Consider the following 24,963-nt stretch of genomic DNA (forward strand, 5'->3'; position numbering starts at 1 on the left):
ATATGTCAAAAAAGAACAATCCAATATCGATTATTGAAGAATCATTTTTGTCTCTAAAAAAATATTTAGAAACAAATGTATCTACAAATGAAGCCGTTTTTACGGCTTCATTTATTATAGAACTGCAAAAAGAAACCAAGCAGATTCTTGAAATATGCAATATATTAAATCAAGATACAGATTTTATTCAGAAGCTAAATGAAACCGTAAATCCAGTTTTTTCTAAAGGTTTATTGTTTAAAGCAGAACATTTTTTTCTTTCGGATATTATTGACCTTTATGAAAGAGAACCTGGAACGAAAAATGAAAAACAAGAATTTGTTCTCGCATATTATTATGATGCTTTACGTAATAAACATTTTGCAAACGAAAATTCTGTAAGCGAATTGAATCAGTTGGTTTTTACAGAGAATTTCAAAAATCTTCTTGTAAAAATTAAAAAAGAGAATAAGATAATTACTTCGAATGTTCAGCAAAACTATTATGTACTTCCAGAAATAATTATCGAAAAGAAACATAAAGGTTTAGAAGAAATTCTAATCGAATATCAAAACTTCATTTATTTTACGTTTGGTAAAAAATTTGAAAGTACATCAACTTTCAGTAATTATTTAGGTTTAAATCTGAATAAATCAAAAACTGATAAAAAAGAAATAGACAATCTTCCTGAAGAAGATACGCTGGAAAAAGTTCTGAAAGAATTAAACGAACTCGTTGGTTTAGCAGAAGTAAAAAAAGATGTTTCGGAATTAATCAATCTTTTAGAAATACAAAAAAAGCGATCAAAGCAAGGATTGAAAAATGTTGAAATTACTTTGCATACCGTTTTTCTAGGCCCGCCGGGAACCGGGAAAACTTCTGTAGCAAGACTTTTAAGTAGAATTTTTAAACATTTGGGTTTTTTATCCAAAGGTCAAATGTTTGAAACAGACAGAGAAGGTTTAGTCGCGGGTTATGTCGGGCAAACAGCAACAAAAGTCAATAATGCAGTAGAATCAAGTCTTGGCGGAGTATTGTTTATTGATGAAGCTTATGCATTAACTCAAAATGCATTTGGAAATGATTATGGAGGAGAAGCTGTAAATACGCTTTTGAAAAGAATGGAAGATCATCGGGAAGATCTGGCTGTCGTGGTTGCAGGATACACAGAACCTATGAAAATTTTTATAGAATCAAATCCAGGATTGCGTTCTCGTTTCAACAGATACTTTCATTTTGATCATTTTACACCTTCAGAATTATTTCAAATTTTTGAATCATTTTGTTCGAAATCAGATTTTATTATTTCTGAAGAAGCCAAAGAAAAACTAACAGATACTTTTGAATTACTTTACGAAAGTAAAAATGAAAGTTTTGGAAATGCCAGAGTCGTTCGAAATTTATTTGAAAAATGCGTTCAGAATCAGGCAAATCGAATTGTGAAAATTAAAAAACTCACGAATAAAGTTTTAAAAACATTTACAGAAGAAGACATTCCGGAACCAAAAGAAACGGAGCAAAATGTTAATCTTGAAATGAAAAGTAAAGAACAATAAAAGGAAAAGAGTCGACAAGAAATTGCCGACTCTTTCATATATATAGGGTTGTTATTTTTGAAGTTAACTTATAAAATGGTGATTCCCGCCTTACTCAAAAACCGAGAATCAGTACCATTTTATAAAATTAGACACAGATATATCACTCTGCAGTGCTTTGTCTTTCATGGGAACAAACTAGCTTTATCAATCCCAATGCTCTGTTTTTTTGAGGGTTACATTTCAGCAGAATCACTCCCTTTGCTTTGTCTTTTGTGGGAACAAACAAGCTTTATTAGTCCCATTGCTTTGCTTTTTTTGAAGGGTTGTATTTTAGCTTTGCTCATTCCCTTTGATACAAAGTTAGTACAGAAGTACTCTTAGAAATTTATATAATTTTCGCCGTTTCTTATAGATTTTTCACATCAAGATGTTTCTACTTATATAACAGCACAATAAAAAAATGAGTATTTTTGAAATCTTATTTTTTATTACAATGAAACTGCAAATACAAGAACTTACAACAGTCGAAGAAATGTTGGCTCAAATTGATACAATGAGATTTCTTTATCCAAATATGACCATCGAAAAATATAAAGCTTACCTTTCAGAGATGGTTCCGCATAATTACATTCAGATTGGTGTTTTTGAAAACGGAGTTTGTTTGGGTATTACCGGTTGTTGGTCAGCAACAAAACTGTGGACAGGAAAATATCTTGAAATCGATAATTTTGTCGTAAACCCAGAAGTTCGATCAAAAGGAATTGGAAAATTGCTGACAGATTATATTGAACAAAAAGCCATAGATTCAGATTGCAGTAGTATCGTTTTGGACGCTTTTACCGGAAATTTTGCGGCACATCGTTTTTATTATAATCAAGGATACGGACCAAAAGGTTTTCATTTTGTTAAAATATTAGATGAAAACAAAATGACTCACTAATTTTAGCATCAAGTTTTTTTATTGAACCTATAAAATCAATATAAAACCAAAGAATTGGTTATTTTTGTTTTATAAATTTTTTTACACACATATATTTTGGGATTATATAAAAATCTATTCAAGCAAACTGCTATTTACGGATTAGCTACGGTTTTACCACGAATGCTAAGTTTTCTATTAGTTAGATTGTACACAGGTATTTTACCAACGGCAGAATACGGAGAGGTTTCGATCGTTTTGTCCTGGATGGTTTTCTTTAATGTGGTACTTTCTTATGGAATGGAAACCGCTTTTTTTAGATTTTACAGCAACGAAGAAGATAAGAAAAACGTAATTGCAACTTCTACAATATCTATCTTTTGGTCGTCGATAATTTTCTTATTTGTAGCTTTAATTTTTAGAAACACACTAGCAAATCTTGCCGAAGTTGATGTACAATATGTTACCTATACCGTTTGGATTTTAGTATTGGATGCCTTGGTTTTAATACCATTTTCTAAATTAAGAGCAAACCAAAGACCAATGGTTTATGCAGCGATTAAAATTGGGAACGTAATAATCAATCTATTATTGAATATTTTCTTCTTAATGTATTTACCTAAACTTGCGGCTTCAAATCCTAACTCAGTTTGGGATAATTTATATGTAGAGAATTTTCAAATCGCATATATTTTCATCGCAAATCTTTTAGCGAGTTTAGCCACATTTATTGTGCTTTCGCCGAATTATCTTTCATTGGGAAGAAAATTTGACCCAGTTCTTTGGAAGAAAATGATGAAATATGGTTTACCAATTTTGGTTGCCGGACTTGCATTTGCAGTTAACGAACATTTTGATAAAATTCTTTTAGGATATTTACTTCCGGAAAATTTAGCAAAATCTGAAGTTGGAGCTTATTCAGCTTGTTATAAATTAGGATTGTTTATGGTTTTGTTTGCAACCGCTTTTAGATTAGGAATAGAACCTTTCTTTTTCAGCCATGCAAAAAATGAAAATGCTCCACAGACTTATGCTGTAATTACAAAATACTTTGTTATTCTGGGATCCTTAATTTTGCTTGGAGTAATCGTTTTTGCGGACGTTTTAAAATATCTTTTGCTTGACAATAAATCATATTGGGAAGCAATGAAAGTTGTTCCATTAATTATTTTGGCAAACTTCTTTTTAGGAATTTATAATAATCTATCGGTTTGGTATAAACTAACCGATAAAACAAAAATCGGAGCATATATTTCGATTGTAGGCGCTATTGTAACATTGGTTTTAAATTATTTTTTAATTCCAAAATACAGTTATTATGGTTCGGCAATTGCAACTATTTCTGCTTACGGAAGTATGATGTTGATTTCTTATGTTTTAGGAAACAAATATTATCCAATACCTTATGATATGAATAAGATTGGCGCTTATTTAGGAATTTCAATTGTGTTTTCGGCTATTTCTTTTTATGGATTTAGAGAAAATTATTTTGTTGGAATTCCGTTATTTTTAGGCTTCATCTATTTTGTTTATCATAACGAAAAAGAGACAATTAAGGGAATTATGAATAGAAAGTAACATTACTTTTTAAGTTGCAAAAATAAAAATGAAAATACAAATTATCAATAAATCACAACACGCTTTACCAAACTACGAAACAATTGCTTCGGCAGGAATGGATCTTCGTGCCAATTTAACTGAAGTTATTACGTTAAAACCATTAGAGAGAACAATTGTAAAAACCGGACTTTTTATTGAGTTGCCAATTGGTTATGAAGCACAAGTTCGACCAAGAAGTGGATTAGCAGCAAAAAAAGGTGTAACCGTTTTAAATTCTCCAGGAACTATTGATGCAGATTATAGAGGAGAAATAGGTGTAATTTTGGTAAATTTATCAAACGAAGAATTTGTAATCGAAAACGGAGAAAGAATTGCACAATTAATTATTGCCAAACACGAAAGAGCAGAGTGGATAGAAGTTGAAGAACTTACTGAAACTTCAAGAGGCGAAGGCGGATTTGGAAGTACAGGAGTAAAGTAATTTTGAGTGATCAGTTTTCAGTTTTGAGTGATCAGTTTTTAAACTTTGTGATCTTAAAAATGAAATGAAAAACTTTGTAATCTTTGCGAAAAACCTTCGCGAACTTTGCGGTTAAAATTTCAGCACAACAGAAAATAAATAACCTTCAAGGTTAAAAATTTAGAACCAAACGAAGAAGATTTTAGCAGATCTTCCCATAAAAAATAAATACAAAAATGAAAATAATCGTTCCAATGGCAGGTCGAGGATCAAGACTTAGACCACATACATTAACAATTCCTAAACCATTAATTCCTGTTGCAGGAAAATCAATCGTTCATCGTTTAGTCGAAGATATTGCCAAAATATTGAAAGAACCTATCGAAGAAGTTGCTTTTATCTTAGGAGATCCGGCTTTTTTTGGAGATGATCTTGTAGAAAGTTTAGAGGAATTGGCAGGAAGTTTAGGCGCAAAAGCTTCGATTTATCGTCAGGATTTACCATTAGGAACGGGTCACGCGATTATGTGTGCCAAAGAATCTTTATCAGGACCGGCAGTAATTGCTTACGCAGATACTTTAATCAGAGCAGATTTTGAATTAGATCCTGAAGCTGATGCTGTAATCTGGGTAAAACAAGTGGAACAGCCTGAAGCTTTTGGAGTTGTTAAATTAAATGCTAATAATGAAATTATAGAACTGGTTGAAAAACCAAAAGAATTTGTTAGTGATTTAGCAGTTATCGGAATCTATTATTTTAAAGAAGTTGGAGATTTGAAAAAAGAACTTCAAGGCGTTTTGGATAATAATATTCAGAATGGTGGAGAATATCAAATCAATGACGGAATCAAAGCGATGATGGCAAATGGTAAAGTTTTTAAAACCGGAAGCGTTGACGAATGGATGGATTGCGGAAACAAAGATGTTACCGTTGAAACCAATTCAAGAATGTTAGGATTCCTGCATAATGATGGAGAACATTTAGTAGATTATGATGTAAAGCTGGATAATTCAACAATTATTCCGCCTTGTTATATTGGAGAAAATGTAGTGTTGAAAAACACAACCGTTGGTCCAAATGTATCGATTGGAAAAGGATGCCATGTTACAGATAGTGTTATCAAAAACAGTTTAGTTCAAACTTTTTCTCAAATAAAAAATGCAAATCTGGACAATGCAATGATCGGAAATCACGTTGTTTATGATGGTAAATTTACAAGTATCAGTATTGGCGATTATTCGGTTTTAGAATAAATTATAGTTTTAAATAGATTCGTTTTTGTTTAAATAATAAATATTAGAAATGATACAAAAAGGAGTTTTAGTAATTTTATTTTTCGTTTTGCTTAGCAATCCAATTTCAGTTATGGCTCAAACCGAACCAGAAGATATTGCTATGGCAACAGATGAATATCAAGACTCTTTTTATGAATCATTAAAACAAAAAGGAATTGAAAATTATGATAAAGCCATTATATCATTAGAGAAATGTATTAAACTGAAACCTAATGATGCTGTAGCTTATTTTGAATTGGGAAAAAATTATTTGTCTCTAAAACAATATGGAAGCGCTCAAACGGCTTTTGAAAAAGCGACTCAATTAGACCCGAAGAATAAATGGTATTGGTTAGGAATTTATGATGTAAGTTATGAAACCAAAAACTATCCTTTGGCAATTGAAACGATTCAGAAAATAATGGTTTTTGATGAAGAATATAAAGACGATTTAATTTCGTTGTATATGATTACCAATCAATATGACAAAGCACTTTTAGCGATCAATGAAATGAATGATAAATTCGGAAAATCAGAAGATCGTGATCGATATAAGCAACAAATTTTATCTCAGGGAAAATATCAAAATGCTGAAATCACGAATCTGATTGATCAAATAAAAAAGAACCCAAAAGAAGAATCGAATTATGTGAATCTGATTTTTCTATATTCAAAAGCAGAAGAAGCAGATAAAGCGGTAGAAGTTGCAAAGCAATTAGCAAAGGAAATTCCAAATTCGGAATGGGGACAAGTAAGTTTGTTCAAAGGATATTTGGATGCAAATCAAGCTGACAAAGCAATTAAAGCGATGAATGTTATTTTATCAAGTTCAAAAATTGATACAAAAATTAAACATCGTACCTTAAATGAATTTTTAATTTATGTGAATAAAAATCCGCAGTACGCACCGGATTTAGAAAAAGCAATATCATATTTTGATAATGATCCAAATGTTGATGTTGCAAAAGAAATTGGAAAGTTTTATCATAGTAAAGGCCAATTTGAAAATGCAATTAAATATTATGAAAAAGATTTAAAAGCAAATTCAGATACAGATCGCGAAACCAATTTGCTTTTGCTTGAAGCTTATGTTCAGGCAAAACAATTTGAACCAATGACCAAGCGAGCGATGACTATGATTGAAGTTTATCCGAGTCAATCGCAATTTTATTATTACGCAGGTTTAGGAAACAATAAGTTACAACAATTTAAGAACGCAAAAACCGTTCTGGAAATGGGACTTGATTATGTTGTAGACGATAAAACGCTTGAAGCAAATTTTAATATTCAGCTTGGAGAAGCTTATAATGGTTTGGGAGACGCTAAGAAAAAAGAGGAATACTTTTTGAAGGCAAATGAATTATTGAAACAAAAAAAGTAAAAGGGAGGATTTTAAATGAAAAAATATATTGCAATATTAATAATGTCGGTTTTTGTGATTTCTTGTAAATCAAAAATGCCAGCGGTTCAAAATAATACAGGTAATACTGAAGTTGCACCAGTAAAAGAAGATAAAAAAGTAGTAGAAAAACATTATAACAATAAGTTAGATTTTTCGACTTTATACATAAAAGCAAGCGCAAAATATGTTGACGAAAAACAAAGTCAAAATGTTTCGGCCGAAATCAAAATTGAGAAAGACAAACAGATTTTAATAAGCGTTCGTTTTCTGGGAATTACAATGGCAAAAGCATTGATTACGCCAACTACTGTAAGCTATTATGAGAAAATAAACAGTACTTATTACGAAGGTGATTTTACAAGTTTGAGCGAATGGTTAGGGACAGAATTGAATTATTCTAAAGTTCAGAATTTATTAGTTGGAGAAGCTTTAGACGATTTAAAAAAAGGAAAATATACACAGACAATTGTAGAAAATCTTTTTCGTTTAGACGATGAAAAAGATGCCAAATTGAAAAAATCATTTTATATTGATTCTGAAAAATATTTGTTGCAAAAAGAAGAAATTTCACAACCTTCAGAAAACAGAATGTTGCAAATTAACTATTCTGACAGCAAAACTTTTAATCAGGGAACACTTCCAACAAGCATCGAAATTAACGCGCTTCAGCCAAAAGGAAGAACCAATATTAATTTAAACTATAACAATATTTCGTTTAATGAAGAACTTTCTTTTCCTTATAGCGTGCCTGGAGGTTATAAGAAAGTTATAATTAAGTAAATTTGCAAAAAGAAAATAGAAACATGCCAAAATTTCTCCTAAGCCTAATTTTTATTTGTGCCACAACTTTTATGTGGGCGCAAGATTCGCAACAAGAAAAACTGGAGCAGCGTAAAGCTCAGATCCAGCAGGAAATTAGAGATAATGAAAAGATGTTGCAATCTGTAAAGAAACAAGAAAAGTCAGCGGTAAATGTCTTTATGATTCAGGCGAATAAAATTAAACTGAAAGAAAAACTGATTAATACTACAGCAAAACAAGAAAAACTTTTGAGCAATGATATGTATATTAACCAAGTTAAGGTTAATAAACTAAAAAAGGAATTGACGGTTTTGAAAGAAGATTACTCTAAGATGATTTTAAAATCATACAAAAGTAGATCTGAACAAAGTCGAGCGATGTTTATTTTATCTTCAGAAAGTTTTTTGCAAGCTTATAAAAGGGCACAATATCTAAAACAATATACCAATTTCAGAAAAAATCAAGGATTAGAAATTCAATCTAAAACAAATGAATTAGTTGATTATAATGCGAGATTAAATGGACAAAGACAGGTTAAGAAGAAGATTATTGCAGAAAATGAAAAGGAGAAACAAAGCTTAGAAGTTGAAAAGAAAGAACAACAAAAGTTAGTTAATTCGATTAAGAAAGATAAAGGTAAAATCCTTGCAGACATTAGAGCGAAACAAAGCGAGTCAAAAAGAATTGACAGACAAATTGATCGTTTAATTCGTGAGGCAATTGCCGAAGCAAATAGAAAAGCAGCTTTAGAAAGAGCAAAAGAAAATAATACAAGTACGACAGTAGCGGCAAAAGCTCCGGTTTCATCATCAAAAATTGAATTAACTCCGGAAAATAAAATTTTAGCTGCCGACTTTAAAGCAAACAGAGGAAGATTGCCTTGGCCGGTTGAAAAAGGATTTATTTCTCAAGGATTTGGAGATCAGCCGCATCCTTTATATAATACAGTGACGATTCATAATAATGGAGTTGAAATTACAACAGAATCAGGATCAAGTGCAAGAGCAGTTTTTGCGGGTGAAGTAACCAGTGTAATTGTTTTATCGCCGATTAATAAAATGGTAATTATTCAGCATGGAGATTATTTTTCTGTGTATCAGAATTTAAGTTCTGTAAGTGTAGACAAAGGAGATAAAGTTACCAACAAACAAAATATTGGTAAAATTAGAACAAGTCCGGAGACAGGAAAAACAACAATGAAGTTTTGTATTTCGCAAAACTCAACATATGCAGATCCTAGAGGATGGATTCAAAATAGATAAAAAAAGGGAGCTTATTAAGCTCCCTTTTTTGGGTTAAGATTTATTAATCATATTGTTCTAAAAAGTATTTAACAACATCAGTAGTTGTAACGATTCCCTTTAATTCACCATTATCTACTACTGGCAAAGCATGAAATTCTTCTTTTACAAAAATTTCGGCTAAATCTCTTATAATAGTATCCGATGAAACTGTTTTAGGTTTTGAAGTCATAACCTGAGAAATAGTTAACATATCCAGAATAGCTTCATCAGCTCCTTCTTGTCCCTCAAATAAAGCTCCAAAAGTTAATCGATTGATGTCCGTTCGGCTTATAATACCAACAACTTCTTTGCCTTTAACGATGGGAATGTGGCGAATTGTATTTTGTTTTAATTTTTCAACCACTTTTCTAAGATCATCATTTTCATTTGCAGTAATGACAGTTTTAGTCATAATGTGACTAATTGGTTCTCTCTTTTTCATAATAAATGTGTTGTTATATTTCTATCAAATATGTAGAATAAATCTGATAAATATCATGACTTTTATCATTGGCTTCATCAGGAAAAAACACTAAAGCAAAAACCTCATTTGATGTGATTTTATTAGAAAAAGTATTCAAAATGGAACAAAAGTTGGTTAGAATGCAAAAATGATCCTATTGTTCATTTGAAATTGTATTGATTGAAATTTAAAAATAGTATTTTTGCATTATGGAAACAAATAGACAGAAAAAAATAGGCGGTGTCATCCAAAAAGATTTGGTTGATATTTTGCAAGGTGAAGTGCGAAAAAATGGAATTAGTAATTTGGTAATTTCAGTATCCAAAGTTAGTGTTACTTCAGATTTATCTGTGGCAACAGTTTATTTAAGCATTTTTCCTCAAGATAAAGCAAAAGAAACTTTAGAAGGTATAAAATCAAATACAACCTTAATTAAACACGATTTGTCTCAGCGCGTGCGTTTGCAATTGCGTCGTGTACCAAATTTGGTATTTTTTATCGATGATTCTTTAGACTATATCGAAAAAATCGACAACGCTTTATCAAACAGAGAAAACCCAATCGAAAATCGTGATCTTTTAGAAAAAAGAAGAAAATCATAAATTGAATTTCCCCCTTTACATAGCCAAACGTTACATTTTTAGCAGAAGTAAAAACAATGCTATAAATATTATTAATCGCATTGCCAGCATGGGAATTATTGTTGGCACAATGGCTTTGTTTGTGGTTTTATCAGTTTTTAGCGGACTAAAAGTATTTAGTCTTTCGTTCACAAATGAAATCGATCCGGATCTGAAAATTACCAGTACTTTAGGTAAATCTTTTTTAGTTACGCCAGATCAGGAAAGTCAGATCAAAAAAATCGATGGAGTGGTTTCATACACTAGAATCATCGAAGAGCGAGTTTTATTTTTATTCAAAGACAAGCAAAAAGTAACCTACTTAAAAGGTGTTGATCGCAATTATGCTGTGGTCAACGATATTAGGAAAAAACTTTTTAACGGACAATGGTTAAAACCGGATACGTATCAAGTTGTTATTGGATATGGAATTTCGCGTGATTTTTCTCTGGGAATTCTTGATTTCGAAAATCCGCTGCAAATATTTGCTCCTAAACCGGGAAAAGGAAATATTGAAAATCCCGAAGAAGCATTCAATAAAACAGATGTTTTGCCAGTTGGGATTTATTCGATCAGCGAAGATCTGGATTCGAAATATGTCTTTGCCGATTTGGGTTTAGCGCAGGAATTATTGATGTACAAACCCAATCAAATTTCCGGAATAGAATTTAATTTGAAAGATAACGCAGATGAAGCAGCGATTGATAAAAAACTCAAAGCAATCTTTCAAAATAAAATTACGATTAAAAACAGAGCACAGCTAAATGAGTCTTTGTATAAAATGCTCAATACCGAAAATATTGCTGTTTATCTGATTTTTACTTTGGTAATTATAGTAGCACTTTTTAATCTGATTGGTGCATTAATAATGATGATTTTAGAGAAGAAAGGAAATCTAAAAACCCTTTTTAATCTCGGTACAGAAATCAATCATTTGAGAAAAATATTTTTACTTCAAGGAACTTTGCTAAGTGTTTTTGGTGGAATAATAGGACTTCTTCTGGGAATCATTTTAGTAGTGTTGCAACAGAAATATGAGATGATTATGCTTACGCCAACTTTGGCTTATCCAGTAGTTTTTACACTCGAAAATGTTCTCATTGTTATGGGAACCATTGTTTCACTTGGTTTTGTAGCATCATTAATTGCCAGTAGCCGAGTAAGTAAAAAGCTGTTAGATTAGTATTTCTAGTCAAAAAATATTACCTATATTTATCGTCTCAAAAATCTACAACATATGATTGTTTCTGCCTAATCCTATCTTATTTTTTCAAATAATTAGGATACTTACGTTTATTTTCTTGAGTTCAGATTATTACATCTGGACTAATATTATCATTTATCCTAACATATCATGACAGAAACTACCATAAAGAACAGTTTATTTTCTAAAATTTTTACCACATTAAAACAAGCAATCAAAGGAGATGAATCTTTTGATTATACAGTAGGAAGCATCAAAAAAGCGGTCATTCTATTAGCCATTCCAATGGTTTTAGAAATGATGATGGAATCGGTTTTTGCCTTAGTCGATCTGTATTTCGTTGGGCATCTTGAGCATAGTAGTTTTGCGATACAAACTGTTGGATTAACGGAATCTGTTCTTGCCATTATATATTCATTAGCGATTGGAATGAGTATGGCAGCGACTGCAGTTGTAGCCAGACGAATTGGAGAAAAAGATCCTGTTGCAGCTTCAAAAGCAGGAATGCAGGCTATTATCGTTGCTTTTGTTATAAATAGCATAATGAGCGTTTTTGGCGTTATATATGCCAAAGATATTTTACTCTTTATGGGAGCATCTGCAGATGCTGCAGAACACGGTTATAGATTTACACAAATTATGATTGGTTCAAGTTTGTGTATTATGCTTTTATTTTTAATCAACGGAATATTTCGAGGTGCAGGAAATGCTGCAATTGCCATGAAAAGTCTTTGGTTAGCTAATATTTGCAATATTATTTTATGTCCAATATTGATTAACGGTTTTGGTCCAATTCCGGCTTTCGGATTAATTGGTGCAGCTTTAGCGACTACTTTAGGAAGAAGTCTTGGTGTATTGTATCAAGTGTATCATTTGTTTTCAGGAAACGGAGTTTTAAAAATTAAGATCTCTTATTTTATTCCCGATTTTAAACAAATAAAAGCATTGGTAAAAATTGCAGCTCCAGGAATTTTACAATTTGTAATTGCTTCTTGCAGTTGGATTTTTCTAGCGCAATTAGTTGCCACAACAGGTGGAGATCATGGTTCGGCAGGTTATCAAACGGCACTTAGAATTATGATGTTCTTTATACTTCCGGCTTGGGGATTGAGTAATGCAGCAGCGACTTTAGTTGGACAAAATTTAGGAGCGAAACAAATTGATCGTGCCGAAAAATCAGTTTACACAACGGCGAAATATAATGTCATTTTTATGGCAACCATTATGGTAATCACATTGTGTTTTGGTCAATATATAATTTCGTTTTTCACGAATGATGATATGGTAAAAACCATAGCAGTCGAGGCTTTACAAATTATGAGCATCGGATTTATATTCTACGGAATCGGAATGGTTTTGATCAATACATTCAACGGAGCAGGAGATACCTGGACACCAACCGGAATTAATTTCTTTGGTTTTTGGTTGTTTCAAATTCCGTTAGCATATGTATTAGCAAAACATTTTAATATGGGACCAACGGGTGTTTTCATCGCAATTCCGGTTGCCGAAACAGCTATAACTCTTGCGGGTATTTTCTTTTATAAAAGAGGAAAATGGAAACGTATTCAAGTGTAGAGTTTGTTTTGTGTAATATTTCTTATATTTATTCGTTTTGAAATATATAACCCAAAAACAAATTTAATATGAAAACCAAGTTTAAAGTTTTGATGCTTCTCGGAGCGACAGTTTTTTTAACAGGATCTTTTGCATTTAAGCCATTAGAAGCGAAGAAGATTATAGTAATTGATGCTGGACATGGAGGCCATGATTTAGGAGCAAAAATGTATGATTTTGACGAAAAGACAATTGTAGAAGCAATTAGTAAAAAAATTAAAGAGTCAAATAAAAATCAGAATATAGAAATTGTCTTGCTTCGTGAAGGTGACCATTTTATGGAATTGAGCGAAAGAGTTTCGATCATCAATAATCTAAAACCGAATTTAGTTATTTCTCTGCATGTTAGTTCTACTATAAATGATTGGAAAAAGGATCAAATGGATGCTTATGTTTCGAGTAAAAATGAAAAATTCAAACAAGAGTCAATAGAATCTGCAGAAAAATTATTAAGTAATGTTTCAAATGAAAGTTTGATAAAAGGGAAAGTTAAAGAAGCTCCTTTTTATATCATGAAAAATTCAGAATGTCCATCTGTACTACTTGAATTAGGATATTTAACAAACGAAAAAAATAGAGATTATATCACAAGTGAAAATGGTCAAAATGAAATTGCCAGTAAAATTTTAGAAGCCATAAAGTAAAAAACGATAATAAAAAAAGACCTTCAATTTTGAAGGTTTTTTTTATATAGATTTCAAAGTTTCAAACTTTGAAAAAAAATTATGTTGTTTTAAACAAATTCATATCCTGCATAAACCTGTTCGATTTCTTTCATAATCGCAAACAAATTTTCAGGCTCATCAGTTGTAACTAGTTTTTGTTTGTATTCTTTAAAAGAATGAATTCCTTTGAAGTAATTCGTATAATGACGACGCATTTCGACAATTCCTAAACGTTCCCCTTTCCATTCCATAGACCACATAAGGTGATTTCTGGCAGCTTCTACACGATCAGCAACAGTTGGAGCAGGTAAGTGCTCACCTGTTTTGAAATAATGCTTGATTTCGTTAAAAATCCAAGGATAACCAATTGCGGCACGACCAATCATAATTCCGTCGATTCCGTATTCGTTTTTATATTTTAATGCTTTTTCAGGACTGTCGATATCGCCATTTCCAAAGATCGGCATTGTAATTCTTGGGTTATTTTTTACACGTGCAATATGCGACCAATCAGCGTGACCTTTATACATTTGAGCACGAGTTCTGGCGTGAATTGTTAGAGCTTGAACGCCAATATCCTGAAGTCTTTCCGCAACTTCATCAATATTAATTGAGCTTTCATCCCAGCCTAAACGAGTTTTTACAGTTACAGGTAAATCAGTACTTCTAATAACAGCTTTAGTCAGACGAACCATCAAATCTACATCTTTCAAAACTCCGGCTCCGGCACCTTTACAAACTACTTTTTTTACCGGACATCCAAAGTTAATATCAACTAAATCAGGTTTTACGGTAGAAACAATTTTAGACGAAAGCGCCATTGCTTCTTCATCACCACCAAAAATCTGAATTCCAACCGGACGTTCGTAATCAAAAATATCCAACTTCATTCTACTTTTAATAGCATCACGAATTAATCCTTCCGACGAAATAAATTCAGAATACATCATGTCAGCGCCATGCGTTTTGCACAAACGGCGAAACGGTGGATCGCTCACATCTTCCATAGGAGCAAGTAATAAAGGAAATTCGGGTAATTCTATGTTGCCAATCTTGACCATCTTCAATATTTTTTGCAAAATTACAACTTTTAGTTCAATTTGTACCAAATTGAGGTTCAAAGGTTCAAAGTGACAAAGTTGCAAAGGTTTTACATTCAGGTGCTAAACCTTTGTTCCTCTGAACCTTTGCAACTTTGTGCCTTGTTTTTACGAAACTCTGTAATCAAAAAAACGAATAGGTTTTCGACTCATCGGATTAAAAACTAACGGATTCAAAGTTTCTTTTGAGGCGAATTCAATCTTTGGAGTTACTCTTAATTTGGCTCTGAAATGGTCTTTAATTTCCTGTAAAAATTCAGGAGTTTGATTTTTTACAGCAATCTTTATCACAATTTCATCTGTTCCCAAATCATTGGTAGAAATCTCGATGATATGATTTTCGATATTATCAAAACCACTCAAAACATCATTCATCGCAGGCGGATAAAGTGTTGTTCCTTTGTATTTTATCATTTGTTTTTTGCGGCCAATTACTGGGCCAACGCGCAAAGTATGTCGCCCGCAAGCACAAGGTTCGTTATGTAACTGAACAATATCTCCGGTTTTAAAACGCAATAATGGCATCGCTTCAATACCTAAAGTGGTAAAAGTCAATTCGCCAATTTCACCATTTTTCACAGGAATATTATTCTCATCCAGAACTTCAACAATAATCAATTCAGGATGATGATGACCACCAATTCCATGTTCACATTCTGTAAAAGCAGTACTCATTTCCGTAGAAGCATAAGTCGAAAACAACTTAATATTCCATTTCTCGGTGATTTTTTGAGACAAAGTATTCATCGAAAAATCTTGATTTCGCAAAGATTCTCCAATACAAATAGCACCTTTTATACTTGAATTATTATAATCGATTCCATGAATTTCTGCGTATTCAATTAACTTTAAAAGAAAAGAAGGAACCGTAATTAAATAAGAAGGTTTGTATTTTAAAATAGAATCCCATTGCAATTCCGGAATTCCCGCACCAACACGAATTACACCAACTTTTAATTTTCGCAATCCTAGAAAATAAGCTAATCCAGCCATGAATTTCCTATCGATTGTAGTCATTAATTGAACAACATCGCCTTCTGCAATTCCGGCGCAAGCAAAAGAAATAGCTTCATTATAAGCCAATCTATCCAAGTCAGAATCTGTTAAACCAAAAGTTACAGGATCGCCTAAAGTCCCTGAAGTTGAGGCATAATCAATAATTTTATGCTGCGGAACACAAAAAAAATCATCGTTGTATTCTTGTAAATCTTCTTTTGTAGTTACCGGTAAATGTTGTAAATCTTCGAGAGTTTTAATTTTCGAAATATCAATATTTTGTCCTGCAAAAAGTCTTTTATAAAAAGGAGAATTTTGACTGATATAAGTTAAAAGTTCGGCTAATTTTTGTTCCTGAAAAACTTTAATTTCTTCTAAAGAATTTTTTTCTATTGCTGGAATCATTGTAATTTTCTTTTGAGTTTTTTTAAATATTTTTCAATTTTTGCTTTATCAGGAGCCGTGGTAATTTCCTTAGTCAATGCTTTTTCAAAATTAGTCTGAGCAAGGAGATATTCTTTTTTTTGATAAAAGTACAACCCTGCTTTGTAATACACAACCCAATAATCAGGGTTTAAGGATTGATAGTTCTGAATAAATTCAGGACTTATTGTTTCTTTCTTTTTCAGATACAAATCTATATTGTCATCTTCAATTCTAAATTTTTGATAGTTTGCATAAGCAGCAGTTTTTAGAAAAGGATCTTTGGCAATGTTGAGATTTTCCTGTTGAAATGAAATTACAGGATTTGATTTTCTTTCTTTAAAAATCGAATCCAGATTATAACAAACAAATTCACCTAATTGATACGGATTTGCCGAAACCCAAACCAGTTTTTCTTCCGGTTTAAAGATAATTCCGTGATGCGCCATTAATTGATTTAAGGCTTTTTCGTTGCCATAACCAAGTTTTACATCTTGTAAACCTTCTTTATTTCGTAGAATTTCAGAAGCAATTTTGGGATTTATTTTTGGGTTTTTTGTAAAAAGTTCTTCTATTCTTTCAAGTCTGTATTCAGAATGGCTATTGGCAATTTGAAGCTGATTCCGTTTTTCGTTTTTTAAATCTTCACTTTGAAAATGGTTCGAACAAATTAATTGATCGCTGTTTGGAACATCATAAACATCCATTTTATTAGGCGAAACTTCAATCAAAACAGCTTTGTTATCGTGCGCACTTCCAACCATAATCGATTCTGATACAAAAACTTTTCTTTTTTTTGCGATTGTAATTGCTTCATCAATATTTTGAGCATGCTGCAAAATTTCCCGAGTCAGAATTGAAATCGGTGTTTTTGCAATCATCGGAATTTTAGATTTTGACGCATTAATCGTTACCGTCAAACCTTCCTGATTCATTCCTGAAACCGCTCCAATCATTCCTGGCCAGGTAACCATCATAAATTTATGACCTTCTTTTGGGTTTATAAACGCCACGATTTTATTTTCCGCGAAAGCGTCATTTACATAAAAATCAAAATTTCGTCCAAGAATTAAATTTCCATTTTCAGATTTTTCCCCCCACGCTGCAAAAGACGAACAACCAACTAAAGCCAAATCCTGCAAAGCGTGACCAATATCATGTGCCGCGTGCAGATATAAACTTCGCTGATATTGCGGTGCAATATTATCAAAATCAAGAGAAGTATATTGAGAAATACCATAAATTTCCGATTGATATTCAGAAGTAACATTCGAATATAATTTTCGATTGTACCATTTTAGAAAATAACGAAGCATTTTTTGCTCGAATTTTGACGGAATTAAATCCTTTATTTTGGAGAAAAAAATCTGCTCTTGTTTTTTCAAAAGAGAATCTGACAAAGCACCAGTTGTTAATCCAATTTGATAAGGATCGCCTTCAACATACAATTCCCAAAGACCTTGTTTATTTTTTAAAAGCGAATTTTTTCCGGAGATAAATAAACTGTCAGATTGTTTTGTCACGACAGGTTTTATAGTATCATAATTTGAAATATCAGGTAAATGGCGCATTGATTTTGAAGTACCGCAAGACGCGATTATCAATAAAAAACCGATCAGGATAAATAATTTTATTCGGTTTTTCATACGCACATTTATTCAGCAGAAGCCTGATTAATTTTAGTAATCAAATATTCTTTTCCAACAATTTCTGAACACGTTACAACCGCTCCAATAGTCACGCCCAAAACCCCGTGCATATTAATACTTTGTCCTGTAAGATATAAATTATCAAGTTTGGTTTTTGACGGAATCAAGGTTTTCATCGGATTTCCGGAATCCTTAACATAGCCGTACATATTACCATTATGACCGCCAATATAATCGCGATACGAAAGCGGAGTAGAAGTATGAATCGACCGAATGCAAGCAGTTATTCCTGGAAATTTAAGTTCGATTTCAGCAAGAAACTTAGCTGTTTTTCTTGATTTAAATTGCTCGTAACTTTCTCCACGATCATTTTCGTCAACAGTTGTATTAAAAGTATCAATCCAGGGCGCAACATCGTCATACTTCATGTAGGTAATAAAAGTCATTCCTTCTGCCCATTCTTCTTGTTTTTTCGAGGCATTCATAGAAGCCATAAAAGCTTTTGGCCAGGAATCTTCGTCATAATCGTGTGCATTCCAGACTTCACTGCTTTTTTTAAAATGATAGTAATTATGATTTATGTATTTGAAAGTTTCAGGCTTAAAAACAAGATATAAACTAAAGGCCGAAATAACACCTTCAAGACTTTGGATTCGGCTAAAAAATGCTTTTCTGAAGTTCTCTTCTCCGGCAAGTTTTAGCGTAGTTTTTGGATCTATATTTGAAATAAAACGAGTTCCGGAAACCTGAGTTCCATCTTTCATTTCTACCGAGGTTACATTGTTGTTTTCGACATTAAAACGAGTAACTTCTTTGTATTTATAAAATTCGCCACCGTGTTTTTTAAGCTGTTTTAAAAGTTGTTTAGTAATCTGACTTCCACCATTAATGCATCGCCACGAACTTTGAATATAAGAGTTGACGGAAAGTGCATGAACGTAAAAAGGCGATTTATCAGGAATTCCTGCGTAGAGAAAATTTGAACCAGCCAAAACCGCTTTTAACTTTTCATTTTCCGTAAACGATTCTATAGTTTCTTTAGCGTTAAGCGCCAAAATTTCATTATCATATTTCCCTTCCCAGTTTACATTATAAAGCGGAAAAGAATCACATATTGTTTTTAATTTTTCGCAATATGCTGCAATATTGGCTTTTTCATCAGGGAAATAAACACACAATTGATCGACAAAATTTTCATAACCTTGAGCGTGTGGATATTCATTTTTGTCATCTTCAAAAGAGATAATATCAAAACCATTTTCATCTAATTTTTTTAGATTTAATTGGTCAATAATACCCAGATATTTAAAATATTGATACAAGTTCTGACTTTTTTCAAGACCTCCGATGTAGTGAATTCCGGTATCAAAAATGGTTTTATCACGTACAAAAGTTTGTAGATTTCCACCGTATTGATTGTTTTTTTCGAGCACACAAACGCTGTAACCTTCTTTGGCCAGAATAATAGACGATACCAAACCGCCCAAACCGCTGCCTACAATTACAACATCGTAATGTTCTTTCATATTAGTTTTTCTTTAATACGATTATAGAATTTTCATCATAAAGACAATTAAAACCAAAGTTAATCAAAGAGGTTTTCAAATTTGGACAATTGATTAGAATAACCTTGGAAGTTCTAGAAACGATTTTTTCTATATCATTAGTATAACTTTCATCAGAAATTAAAAGAATATCAAATTGATTTTCTAAAAGAGTTTCAAGGTTTTCGGGATAGAATATTTTTCTTTTTTTGACGATATAATTAGTTTTAGAAATTTCGCGTTTTTCTTCGTCGTTATTATAAGAATATATTTTTCGTTGTGGTTCCTGCAAAGCCAATAATACATCTAGTTGTCCGTAATCATTAGACAAATGAGCTACTTTGGCTTTCGCCGAAATGTATTGGTTTAAGCGATAATATTTTTCAAGATTATTTCTTAAATCATTTTTTACCCCTTTTGTGATTTCAATTTCTTTGTAGTCATAACTATGAAGAAGCATCTTTTTGAAATATGTCGGACCTTCTATTTCCTGACGAATTTCCTGAAATTTAGACTTAAAGAAAGCACTTATTTCCTTTGTTCTTTCGGCATAATTTTTTCCAAAAGAAAGATTCTCAGGCGTAATTCTTTCCAAAATAGAAACCGTAATACTGCCGTCATGAATTATAAAATCACCTTTCGGAAGTGTTTCAGAAGCACCATGAATTAAAACCGGAAGAATATCTAAATTAAATTCTTCGGCAAGATAAAAAGCGCCTTTATGGAAACGCTTAATCTGATTACTTTCTGAACGAGTTCCTTCAGGGAAAATCATTAACGAATAACCTTCATTTACTTTTTGGCGTAAATGTTCAACACCATTTTCAAGTCCTTCAGAAACCGGATAAAAACCTGCTTTTTTTACCGTTGCACCAAAAATAGGAGAATTATAAACCCAGTCGTTTACCAGAAAAATGATTTTTGGACTCAACATTCCAATCGACAGGATATCTAGAAATGAAGAATGATTGGCAATAATAATCGCTGGTTTTTCGAAGGTTTCATTAAATTTATTAATGACTTTTTTATGGATAAAAGGATTTGTATACAATACCGATTTCATGAATTTTGAAATGCAATATCTAAATCCTTTCATTTTTGTTTTTTCGCTTAACGGAATTATCGGCATAATAATTAAGCTGAAAATAGACATTAAAATACCGCCAAGTCCATAATATGTAAAAGATAGAACACCATGCAAAAACGACCGCAATTCAAAAGGAGCATTTCCGTTTTTTGGTCTATTAGATAAAAATAATTTAAAGAGAATCGGATAGAAAATAAACGTAATAATTAGCGCTGCAAAAACCCCAATCAACGAAACCGATGAAATAGAACGCAACGCCGGATGTCTTGCAAAAATCATCGCACCAATTCCTAAAATGGTTGTAATTACTGCAAGAATAATTGAAGTTCTGTAAATCGCAATTTCGTTTTTCCCGGTTGTATATTCTTTTTGAAGCGCACTTGTCATGAAAATACTAAAATCTACACCGTGACCAAAAATCAAAGTACAGACAATCATGCTGAAAATATTCATTTGAATACCAAAAATTCCCATAATTCCAGCCGTAACAATTCCGGTTAAAGCAATTGGAATACAACTAACAATTACTAATTCGACTCTTCTAAAAAAGAAAAACAGAATCAAAATTACTGCAACAAATGAGTAATTAACCAGCGAATTAAAATCGGTTTTTAGAGTACTAAAAAACGTTTCATTCATTTGCTGACGATCAATTGCAATCAGATTATTTTTGGCGGAAGCCGATTTTACAAATGCATCACGTTGTTGCGGAGTAACTTTTACTAAAGTCGAAATCGTGAAAAATCCATTTTTTTCCGTTACAAATTCTTTCAGTTGTAAAGCCTGAATTTTTAAAAAATCTTCCGTTTTAATAGGTTTGAAATTAAAATCTAAATGATCAAAAAAGAGTGAATATGTTGTAGGTTTGAAACCGAGTTTAGAACCTTCGGCAATTAATCCCGATTTTAAAAGTTGTTTTTTATTCGAATCCCAAAACGAATTCCATTTGTCGATTTTTTGTTTTTGTTCCTTCTGCGAAAGCATAATTCCGCCAACAGAGCTGAAATTTAATATTTTATCGTCTTGTTTTTCTTTCGATAAATCTTTAAAAAGCTGACCATTGTTTTGTAAAACTTCCTCCATACTATTTCCGTACGAAGCCACATAAATAGTTTTTGAAGTTAAACTGGTGCTTTCTTCGAGTTCTTTTTCGGCTGCTTTAATTTCTTTTGGAACAAAATTTAATTGCGATAAATCATTATTGAAACCAACATTATTATAGGTAAAACAACAAATAATCGTGATTAAAACGCAAAATCCAATTAGATATTTATTGTTATGAAACGAGAAATGAGCCAGTTTATCAATGATATTTTTCTTGTGTTCAAAATTGTTTTCTTTCGGTTTATATAAATGCGGAACAATCAAAAGAGAGAAAAATGCTGAAGCCATAACGATTACGGCAGCAAAAATTCCGAGATCATTTAAAGCATCTGATTTTACAAAAAGCAAACATAAAAAAGCAACGGCAGTTGTTGAACTACTCATAATTACCGGCATTGTAATGTCTTTATACAAAGTTTTTACATCGCTATTATGTTTGTAATGCGTTAGAATATGAATGGAATAATCGATCGTAATTCCCAGTAAAATAGAACCAATTCCGAGAGAAATGGCTGAGATTTGTTCTTTCACAAAATATAAAAATGCCACGGCAAACAAAGCTCCAAATACCGTTGGAAGAAAAATAATAAGCGGAATTAATATCTTTCGATAGAATAAAATCAAAATCAACATTAACGTAATCATAGCGATTGTTGTCGTTAAAACAATATCGCTTTTAATTTGATTCGCATTTGCAACAGCAATTAATGCGGAACCAAAATAGCTTATCGAAGTTTTGGCATTAAATTTCTGATTTAGATTATCCTGAATTGATTTCAGTTTAGCGGCAAAAATTGTGTTCTTTTCTGTTTCGCTCGAAGGAAGATTTGAGGTAATAAAAAGCAATAATTTCTTTTTATCCTTTGTCATTACAAAACCATTGTCGAGCGTAAAATCGTCACCAATATTAAGTTGTTGTAATTTTTTAAGAGCGATAAATGAAATCCCAAGCGGATCTTGCAGAATAAAATCTTTGGTGATAAATCCGGATGGCGAAATAATTGATTTGTAATTTCCCTGAACGGTCGCGGCAATACTATCTTTTTGAAGCTTATTCTGAATTGATTCGTAATCTTTATTTTCCAGAAAAAGTGGCAGATTGTTATAAACAAAATCAATAGTTTCCTGGATATTTTCTTCGTCTACTTTTCCCTGAATTCCGGTTACATAAGGTTTGCAGGATTTGGCAACACTGTCTGAAAACGCAGTTGCCATTTCTTTTAAATCTTCGTTAGTTCCGTTTTTTTCGAGTTTAAAAATAACCGTTATTTTATCGGCAAAATTAAGTTGCTTAAGCACTTTTGCCGTAACATCACTTTTATCGTTCGTTGGAATAAGTTTGGTAATATCTTCTTCAAATTTAATTTGAGAAGCAAAAAATCCAAACACTAAAAGCATCAGAATTGCCAGTGCAACCGATAAAGATTTTCTTCGGTTTACAAACAAATGAATGGCGTAGAAATATTGATGCATGTTTATGTTTTATTGTTTTTTGCCACAGATTAAAATGATTTCCATGGATTTTTTTTCGCCACGAATTCACGAATTAATTCATCCTAATTCGTGAATTCGTGGCAAAAGATTTTAATTATTGTAATTTTTTCTTAGAACTAAAAGCAGTTAAAAGTAAATAACTTATAAGTCCAACTGACAGTGCTAAAACGGATGCTAAAATAAGACTTCCGACGATATATTGTGTTGCATTTTTTTGAATATCGTCAAGCGTAATCGAACTATCCAAAATCAAAGGCGCGTCGTTTGACACGAAATAACTTCCCATTTTTAAAGAACCATAAATGACAAACGGAATAAAAGGAGGGAAGCTCACATTTGAAGCCAGATAAGCAATGACTTTGTTGAGCTTGAATAATGCGGCAAAAGTAAAAAGCAGTATCGTTTGAAACCCCCAAAACGGAGAAATTCCAATGAAAATTCCTAAAGCAATTGCAGCAGATTTTTTGAAATTTGAATCGCTGCTTTCTAAAATATCTTCTAGGAAAAACTTTTTAAATCCTTTTTTTTTTGCTTTTCTAAAGTAGTCTCGAGGTTTTATATACAGTAAAGCATTAATAACCAAAACGGTATTTAAAATACTGATTCGGGTAAAATCCTTAAACGGACGAAAATGCGAAACGCGTTCCAAAGGATCATACAAAATCTGAATTGGAATGTTTTTGACTACAATACCTTTCCAGGCAGAACGAACTATGACTTCAATTTCGAACTCAAATTTATTGGTATAAAATTGCTTCGGGATTAGGTTTAAAGGATATAAACGAAAACCAGATTGTGTGTCTTCTAATACAATTCCGGTTTCGAATTTAAACCAGAAATTCGAAAACTTATTTCCAAAACTGCTTTTCTTTGGCACATTTTCCTGTGTCATATTTCGGCTTCCAATCAATAAAGAATTTGGTTCTTTTTGAATTTCGGCAATAAAATTCGGAATATCTGAAGCAAAATGTTGTCCGTCAGAATCTATCGTGATTGCATATTCAAAATGCATTTCGATTGCTTTTCTAAAACCATTTCTCAGCGCTCGCCCTTTTCCTATATTTTTAGGATGATGAATTTGTGTGAGTTGCGAATATTGTTGTAAAATCTCAAAAGTGTCATCGGTCGATCCATCATTGACAATAATGATATTTGTAGTGAAATCTAAAATAGAATCCAGCACCTTTTTTAAAGTTTTGTGATTGTTGTATGTGGGAACAATGACACAAAAATGAGTCGAATTAAGTAATTCTTGCTGTGATAAAATAGGTTTCATTTCGAGTTTTTCTTTAGCCTACTTTACGAATTGCTTTTCTTTTTCAGAGAAACTTTTCGATTGTAAAACAAAGTCTTTTAGATAATCTTTTAAAACAGCATTTTGCTCTGCATAATGTGCTGTAATATAATTTTTATCTTCTTTAATATTCTTTTTATAGCCAGTTATTCCGGGAACATTTTCCTGAATACTCAACCTGATCATTCTGATTTCTATATTATTAGGTTCACTTTTTATAGTCGATTCAAGAAGATTTGCACCTTCTTTAAAACGATCCATTTTATCTTTTAATTTTTTCTCAAACTTTGAATCCAATAGAATTGAAGCAGCTTTGTAAGCGACTAAAATTTTTGCATCGTCGTTTGAAACTGTTGCCAGTTTTTCTGAAAATTCCTTAGCATTACTTTCTGATTTAGTAACGCTCGAATACATTTTTCTGATAGAAGTCAAATCCGGATTACCAGCAAAATTAATCCACAAAAGTAAAGACAGCAGTAGTTTCATA

The 24,963-nt window shown here is 32.0% G+C and carries 20 protein-coding genes; 12 read left to right on the plus strand and 8 right to left on the minus strand.

Features of this window, described 5'->3' with window-relative positions; translation table 11 throughout:
• Positions 1-2 precede the first annotated feature (2 nt).
• The 8 genes from CLU81_RS12775 (at position 3) to CLU81_RS12810 (ending at position 9,195) form a co-directional block, all read left to right on the plus strand.
• Positions 3-1,535, plus strand: coding sequence for an AAA family ATPase (locus CLU81_RS12775; RefSeq protein WP_099710165.1), 1,533 nt, complete (start codon positions 3-5; stop codon positions 1,533-1,535).
• A gap of 475 nt (positions 1,536-2,010) precedes the next feature.
• Positions 2,011-2,457 (plus strand): GNAT family N-acetyltransferase, encoded by a 447-nt coding sequence (locus CLU81_RS12780; RefSeq protein WP_099710166.1) that lies wholly within the window; start codon positions 2,011-2,013, stop codon positions 2,455-2,457.
• Between the two features lie 96 nt (positions 2,458-2,553).
• A complete protein-coding gene (locus CLU81_RS12785; protein ID WP_099710167.1) occupies positions 2,554-4,014 on the plus strand; it encodes a lipopolysaccharide biosynthesis protein in 1,461 nt (486 codons plus the stop codon).
• A 28-nt stretch (positions 4,015-4,042) separates the two neighbouring features.
• The gene (gene dut, locus CLU81_RS12790; protein ID WP_099710168.1) at positions 4,043-4,477 is read left to right on the plus strand and encodes a dUTP diphosphatase; all 435 of its coding nucleotides are present in this window, start codon (positions 4,043-4,045) and stop codon (positions 4,475-4,477) included.
• Between the two features lie 215 nt (positions 4,478-4,692).
• On the plus strand, positions 4,693-5,709 hold the full coding sequence (locus tag CLU81_RS12795; protein WP_099710169.1) for a sugar phosphate nucleotidyltransferase: 1,017 nt from the start codon (positions 4,693-4,695) through the stop codon (positions 5,707-5,709).
• Positions 5,710-5,758: 49 nt separating this feature from the next.
• On the plus strand, positions 5,759-7,111 hold the full coding sequence (locus tag CLU81_RS12800) for a lipopolysaccharide assembly protein LapB (RefSeq protein WP_099710170.1): 1,353 nt from the start codon (positions 5,759-5,761) through the stop codon (positions 7,109-7,111).
• A gap of 15 nt (positions 7,112-7,126) precedes the next feature.
• Positions 7,127-7,912 (plus strand): DUF4292 domain-containing protein, encoded by a 786-nt coding sequence (locus CLU81_RS12805; RefSeq protein WP_099710171.1) that lies wholly within the window; start codon positions 7,127-7,129, stop codon positions 7,910-7,912.
• 23 nt (positions 7,913-7,935) lie between these two features.
• Positions 7,936-9,195, plus strand: coding sequence for a murein hydrolase activator EnvC (locus tag CLU81_RS12810; RefSeq protein WP_099710172.1), 1,260 nt, complete (start codon positions 7,936-7,938; stop codon positions 9,193-9,195).
• A gap of 43 nt (positions 9,196-9,238) precedes the next feature.
• Here CLU81_RS12810 and CLU81_RS12815 read toward each other — a convergent pair whose 3' ends face one another.
• A complete protein-coding gene (locus CLU81_RS12815; protein WP_099710173.1) occupies positions 9,239-9,658 on the minus strand; it encodes a CBS domain-containing protein in 420 nt (139 codons plus the stop codon).
• Between the two features lie 230 nt (positions 9,659-9,888).
• On the opposite strand from CLU81_RS12815, the gene rbfA reads away from it, so the two are divergent.
• The 4 genes from rbfA to CLU81_RS12835 all read left to right on the plus strand — a co-directional run bounded on the left by rbfA (position 9,889) and on the right by CLU81_RS12835 (position 13,764).
• A complete protein-coding gene (gene rbfA / locus CLU81_RS12820) occupies positions 9,889-10,281 on the plus strand; it encodes a 30S ribosome-binding factor RbfA (RefSeq protein WP_042564857.1) in 393 nt (130 codons plus the stop codon).
• Position 10,282: 1 nt separating this feature from the next.
• Positions 10,283-11,482, plus strand: coding sequence for an FtsX-like permease family protein (locus tag CLU81_RS12825; RefSeq protein ID WP_099710174.1), 1,200 nt, complete (start codon positions 10,283-10,285; stop codon positions 11,480-11,482).
• Between the two features lie 171 nt (positions 11,483-11,653).
• Positions 11,654-13,081: an MATE family efflux transporter gene (locus CLU81_RS12830; RefSeq protein WP_099710175.1), complete on the plus strand. Its 1,428-nt coding sequence runs from the start codon at positions 11,654-11,656 to the stop codon at positions 13,079-13,081.
• Positions 13,082-13,149: 68 nt separating this feature from the next.
• On the plus strand, positions 13,150-13,764 hold the full coding sequence (locus CLU81_RS12835) for an N-acetylmuramoyl-L-alanine amidase (RefSeq protein ID WP_099710176.1): 615 nt from the start codon (positions 13,150-13,152) through the stop codon (positions 13,762-13,764).
• Between the two features lie 89 nt (positions 13,765-13,853).
• Here CLU81_RS12835 and dusB read toward each other — a convergent pair whose 3' ends face one another.
• The 7 genes from dusB to CLU81_RS12870 all read right to left on the minus strand — a co-directional run bounded on the left by dusB (position 13,854) and on the right by CLU81_RS12870 (position 24,962).
• Positions 13,854-14,846, minus strand: a complete 993-nt coding sequence (dusB, locus tag CLU81_RS12840) for a tRNA dihydrouridine synthase DusB (protein WP_099712751.1) — start codon at positions 14,844-14,846, stop codon at positions 13,854-13,856.
• 147 nt (positions 14,847-14,993) lie between these two features.
• Positions 14,994-16,286, minus strand: a complete 1,293-nt coding sequence (locus CLU81_RS12845; protein WP_099710177.1) for a phenylacetate--CoA ligase family protein — start codon at positions 16,284-16,286, stop codon at positions 14,994-14,996.
• Complete coding sequence (locus CLU81_RS12850) at positions 16,283-17,950, minus strand: C45 family peptidase (RefSeq protein ID WP_099710178.1); 1,668 nt, start codon at positions 17,948-17,950, stop codon at positions 16,283-16,285. The genes CLU81_RS12845 and CLU81_RS12850 overlap by 4 nt, the downstream gene beginning before the upstream one ends.
• Positions 17,951-17,958: 8 nt before the next feature.
• Positions 17,959-19,479: an NAD(P)/FAD-dependent oxidoreductase gene (locus CLU81_RS12855; RefSeq protein WP_099710179.1), complete on the minus strand. Its 1,521-nt coding sequence runs from the start codon at positions 19,477-19,479 to the stop codon at positions 17,959-17,961.
• Between the two features lies 1 nt (position 19,480).
• Positions 19,481-23,161 (minus strand): 1-acyl-sn-glycerol-3-phosphate acyltransferase, encoded by a 3,681-nt coding sequence (locus CLU81_RS12860; protein ID WP_099710180.1) that lies wholly within the window; start codon positions 23,159-23,161, stop codon positions 19,481-19,483.
• 115 nt (positions 23,162-23,276) lie between these two features.
• The gene (locus tag CLU81_RS12865) at positions 23,277-24,458 is read right to left on the minus strand and encodes a DUF2062 domain-containing protein (RefSeq protein ID WP_099710181.1); all 1,182 of its coding nucleotides are present in this window, start codon (positions 24,456-24,458) and stop codon (positions 23,277-23,279) included.
• Between the two features lie 18 nt (positions 24,459-24,476).
• The gene (locus CLU81_RS12870; RefSeq protein WP_099710182.1) at positions 24,477-24,962 is read right to left on the minus strand and encodes a hypothetical protein; all 486 of its coding nucleotides are present in this window, start codon (positions 24,960-24,962) and stop codon (positions 24,477-24,479) included.
• Position 24,963: the final 1 nt, after the last annotated feature.

Source organism: Flavobacterium sp. 9 (genome assembly GCF_002754195.1).
Lineage (GTDB): Bacteria > Bacteroidota > Bacteroidia > Flavobacteriales > Flavobacteriaceae > Flavobacterium.

What these genes read in the sequence shown, in the direction of transcription:
- rbfA (WP_042564857.1), top strand. Translation starts at nt 9,889, where the DNA reads ATGGAAACAAATAGACAGAAAAAAATAGGCGGTGTCATCCAAAAAGAT.
- CLU81_RS12775 (WP_099710165.1), top strand. Translation starts at nt 3, where the DNA reads ATGTCAAAAAAGAACAATCCAATATCGATTATTGAAGAATCATTTTTG.
- dut (WP_099710168.1), top strand. Translation starts at nt 4,043, where the DNA reads ATGAAAATACAAATTATCAATAAATCACAACACGCTTTACCAAACTAC.
- CLU81_RS12795 (WP_099710169.1), top strand. Translation starts at nt 4,693, where the DNA reads ATGAAAATAATCGTTCCAATGGCAGGTCGAGGATCAAGACTTAGACCA.
- CLU81_RS12870 (WP_099710182.1), bottom strand. Translation starts at nt 24,962, where the DNA reads ATGAAACTACTGCTGTCTTTACTTTTGTGGATTAATTTTGCTGGTAAT.
- CLU81_RS12800 (WP_099710170.1), top strand. Translation starts at nt 5,759, where the DNA reads ATGATACAAAAAGGAGTTTTAGTAATTTTATTTTTCGTTTTGCTTAGC.
- CLU81_RS12830 (WP_099710175.1), top strand. Translation starts at nt 11,654, where the DNA reads ATGACAGAAACTACCATAAAGAACAGTTTATTTTCTAAAATTTTTACC.
- CLU81_RS12805 (WP_099710171.1), top strand. Translation starts at nt 7,127, where the DNA reads ATGAAAAAATATATTGCAATATTAATAATGTCGGTTTTTGTGATTTCT.
- dusB (WP_099712751.1), bottom strand. Translation starts at nt 14,846, where the DNA reads ATGGTCAAGATTGGCAACATAGAATTACCCGAATTTCCTTTATTACTT.
- CLU81_RS12780 (WP_099710166.1), top strand. Translation starts at nt 2,011, where the DNA reads ATGAAACTGCAAATACAAGAACTTACAACAGTCGAAGAAATGTTGGCT.
- CLU81_RS12815 (WP_099710173.1), bottom strand. Translation starts at nt 9,658, where the DNA reads ATGAAAAAGAGAGAACCAATTAGTCACATTATGACTAAAACTGTCATT.
- CLU81_RS12810 (WP_099710172.1), top strand. Translation starts at nt 7,936, where the DNA reads ATGCCAAAATTTCTCCTAAGCCTAATTTTTATTTGTGCCACAACTTTT.
- CLU81_RS12865 (WP_099710181.1), bottom strand. Translation starts at nt 24,458, where the DNA reads ATGAAACCTATTTTATCACAGCAAGAATTACTTAATTCGACTCATTTT.
- CLU81_RS12860 (WP_099710180.1), bottom strand. Translation starts at nt 23,161, where the DNA reads ATGCATCAATATTTCTACGCCATTCATTTGTTTGTAAACCGAAGAAAA.
- CLU81_RS12855 (WP_099710179.1), bottom strand. Translation starts at nt 19,479, where the DNA reads ATGAAAGAACATTACGATGTTGTAATTGTAGGCAGCGGTTTGGGCGGT.
- CLU81_RS12845 (WP_099710177.1), bottom strand. Translation starts at nt 16,286, where the DNA reads ATGATTCCAGCAATAGAAAAAAATTCTTTAGAAGAAATTAAAGTTTTT.
- CLU81_RS12835 (WP_099710176.1), top strand. Translation starts at nt 13,150, where the DNA reads ATGAAAACCAAGTTTAAAGTTTTGATGCTTCTCGGAGCGACAGTTTTT.
- CLU81_RS12850 (WP_099710178.1), bottom strand. Translation starts at nt 17,950, where the DNA reads ATGAAAAACCGAATAAAATTATTTATCCTGATCGGTTTTTTATTGATA.